Here is a 3,080-nt window from a genome sequence, read left to right on the forward strand (position 1 = left end):
ACCGCTCTGCCACGCTTCCAATGGCGGCTATGATATAAATAAAATCCTAACTTGGCAAATACTTTTCCATGTTTTTCTTATCAATCGCTTAAAATAAAAACAAAACCAGTTAATTTGCTGAATTTTCAGGCTTTTCGTAACGAATTACATTCACATACCATAGTTTTTCACCAGAGGGAGTCATTACTTTCACTTCATCATCCACCTGCTTTCCCAGTAAAGCTCGTGCCATCGGTGAATCAATGGAAATATGCTGTGGATGATGATCATAAATTTCATCTACACCGACTATGCGCAAGGTTTTTTGCTCCCCTTCCTCATTTTCAATTTCAACCCAGGCACCAAAATATACTTTACCTTCTTGTTCAGGAGAAAAATCAATGATGCGCAGCTCTTCCAGACGCTTACCTAAGTAACGGACACGGCGATCAATCTTACGTAAAATTTGCTTGTTGTACTGGTAATCAGCGTTTTCCGAACGATCGCCGAGACTGGCTGCCCAGTTCACTTTTTTAGTAATTTCTGGTCGTTCTTCATGCCACAAGTGTTGTAATTCTGCGGCTAATTTGTCATGTCCAGCACGTGTAATTAAGTTAGATTTCATGATAGTTTTTGAAGTTATGCTTACATTTTGCTTACAAGAATGGTCTATTCTATCCCCTATTTACACACAACTAAAGTTTATAAAATTAATTCCCTAATAAAATTAGTTTGTTATGTTACAAATTTTTAAAAACTTTCGTACAAAATTTGACAAGTATATTTTTCAGCCTTATTATGCGCGCATGTTTTTAGATTGTTTAATTTTTAATCTATGTAGAGATTCTACATGATTCTCCTTTTAATCTTATGTCATTTTGAATGACGTCATGACTGCCCAACCCTTATTGAATTTATCAAACTTGAAAAAGTCTGAGGCTGTGCGCCTTTACTTTTTAGGGCATAAATTACTTGTAGCGGAGACAACATGCACAGTAGTTCAACTTCTGGGGCGAGGCTTTGCCTTAACTCATTAACTTCTTCTCTCTCGTTAAAAATTCTTGCATTTAGCGCCCTGTTATTTCCTTTTCATAGTATCAATGCAAGTAAGTCGTTCCAATATGATTCTGTGGTCAGCGGCAAACAGCTCACCGTGGTTTCAGTGGAAAATTCAACCACAGTTTTTAAAGATGGTTCGCACCAACATGGTTTTGGTTATGACCTGGCGCGTAACTATGCCAACAGCTTAAATGTTAAACTGGTGTTTAAAACGGTGCCAGATAATGCTACAGCACTGAAATGGGTTTCACAGGGTAAAGCCAACTTTGCCATGACGACTGCCAATATCAGTGAAATTGAACAAAAACGTTTGACTTCTTTTTCAGCTACCTGTGGTGATATCAGCAGCTTGCAACAAAATGGCTTAAATACCAAACTGAATTGGGTATTTAGACATGCAGATGATCCGCTTACCCAAACTGCCAGCGGTTTTGTCTGTAAAGGTAAACAGTCGGGTGCAATTCGCCAGTTGGCATCCTTCTATAATCAGAATGTGGTGCAAGAACACTCATGGGATAGTATTCAGCGTGATTTAAATCAACGTATGCCGATTTATAAAGCCAGCTTTAAAAATACTGCAGCAAAATATGATTTAGATTGGCATTTATTGGCAGCGATTGGTTATCAGGAATCGTATTTAAAACCGAATTCTGTTTCACCTACCGGTGTGCGTGGATTAATGATGCTGACCAACAGTACTGCAAGAGCCATGGGAGTCAGTAACCGAACTGACCCAGCTCAAAGTATTGAAGGTGGTGCGAAATATTATGACCAGATGTTAAGTCGCTATTCAGATGTGCCTTTACCTGACCGTAACTGGTACGCGCTGGTTGCCTATAATATGGGACCGGGCGCAGTGAATCAGATTCAAAAGCGTATTCAGGCCCAAGGTAAAAACCCGAATAACTGGGTCAATCTATATAGTTACTTAGATCGTAACAAGGCCAGCAATGGTCGTTACCGTCAGGCGGTGCAGTATGTCACCCGTATCCGTGCTTATTTAGAACATATTAAAACTTCAGAGCTAGTGAATATTTAATATCTTACAGGCATAAAAAAGCTTACCTCAGGGTAAGCTTTTTTTATGCTTAAAATGACTCAAGCAATGATTTTTTAGCAAAATAGCTTAAGTTGTTTGCTCAAGTACTTTCTTGAATAAATCTTTTTGTTCTTGGCTTGGCTTCGCTGTTTGTAAAGCCATTAATTGTGACATATCGCCTTGAACCTTGATTTTACCGGTCATAAATGCTTGCATTGCTGCAGCCATGTCAAATTCCAGGAACACTTTACGAAGAGTTTCACCATCCATGTTCAAAGTAGTTTTGGCATTTGAAGATAGACCTTTTTTAATTGCACCACCATCCAAAGACAGTTCAGTATTACCTTGTGTATCAGACACCACCAAGTTGATTGCTAAATTTGCCAGTGCCGGCGGCAAGTTTAAATCACCAGCTTGCGTAGTTAATGTTTCTACAGTTGAAAACCAATCATCAGTTAAAAAGGCAGGCATGATCTTTCCTCAATTTATTTGTTCATTTGTGTCGCCTATCCAGACAACATCTTTGGTAAGCTATTTTGCTTGAAGATTGTTATAGCATGTAAAATTGTTTTCTGCTTAACGTTTTTTGTACGATGCGTTCAATTTTTATGTTTTTAATACATTTATAAATAAATCAGATATATAAAATAGACACCAATCCTAAAATTGGTGTCTGAAAATACTCTTATTCTGCAGCAAAACCTAAATTGACCATATTGATCCGTTTATTTTGCCCTTCTTCTTCAGTTGAGCAACTGCCGGTAAAATCAATTTCACGTTGTGCATCTAAAGCTTCAAAGTCAAACAATTCGCGGTCCGCCAGTTGCGAAGGGGATACATTTTGCATGGCACCAAAAATACTGTGTAAACGTTTCGGATATTGAGCATCCCATTCACGCAGCATATTGTTAATCATCGCGCGCTGTAGATTTTCCTGTGAACCACACAAATTACATGGAATAATCGGGAACTGACGCATTTCTGCATATTTGATGATGTCTTT

Annotated in this window: 3 protein-coding genes and 1 pseudogene; 1 reads left to right on the forward strand and 3 read right to left on the reverse strand. The window is 38.3% G+C overall.

The genetic code is table 11. The annotated features are described in order from the left end of the window. Positions 1-109: 109 nt before the first annotated feature. Complete coding sequence (greB, locus tag B2Y23_RS02570; protein WP_291354791.1) at positions 110-604, reverse strand: transcription elongation factor GreB; 495 nt, start codon at positions 602-604, stop codon at positions 110-112. 363 nt (positions 605-967) lie between these two features. Between greB and B2Y23_RS02575 the strand changes: the two genes are divergently transcribed. Then, positions 968-2,077 carry a transglycosylase SLT domain-containing protein gene (locus B2Y23_RS02575; protein ID WP_291368838.1) on the forward strand — a complete coding sequence of 370 codons (1,110 nt, stop codon included), beginning with the start codon at positions 968-970 and terminating at the stop codon, positions 2,075-2,077. Between the two features lie 87 nt (positions 2,078-2,164). Here the strand turns inward: B2Y23_RS02575 and B2Y23_RS02580 are convergent, their stop codons facing one another. Together B2Y23_RS02580 and B2Y23_RS02585 are read right to left on the reverse strand one after the other, a co-directional pair. Continuing rightward, a complete protein-coding gene (locus B2Y23_RS02580) occupies positions 2,165-2,548 on the reverse strand; it encodes an SCP2 sterol-binding domain-containing protein (protein ID WP_291354793.1) in 384 nt (127 codons plus the stop codon). A gap of 214 nt (positions 2,549-2,762) precedes the next feature. After that, positions 2,763-3,080: pseudogene (locus tag B2Y23_RS02585) on the reverse strand (tRNA 2-thiocytidine(32) synthetase TtcA); the annotation flags it as partial.

The sequence above is a fragment of the Acinetobacter sp. UBA5934 genome, from assembly GCF_002430855.1.
GTDB lineage: Bacteria > Pseudomonadota > Gammaproteobacteria > Pseudomonadales > Moraxellaceae > Acinetobacter.

Coding starts and splice junctions, on each gene's coding strand:
- B2Y23_RS02575 (WP_291368838.1), top strand. CDS start 968: ATGCACAGTAGTTCAACTTCTGGGGCGAGGCTTTGCCTTAACTCATTA.
- B2Y23_RS02580 (WP_291354793.1), bottom strand. CDS start 2,548: ATGCCTGCCTTTTTAACTGATGATTGGTTTTCAACTGTAGAAACATTA.
- greB (WP_291354791.1), bottom strand. CDS start 604: ATGAAATCTAACTTAATTACACGTGCTGGACATGACAAATTAGCCGCA.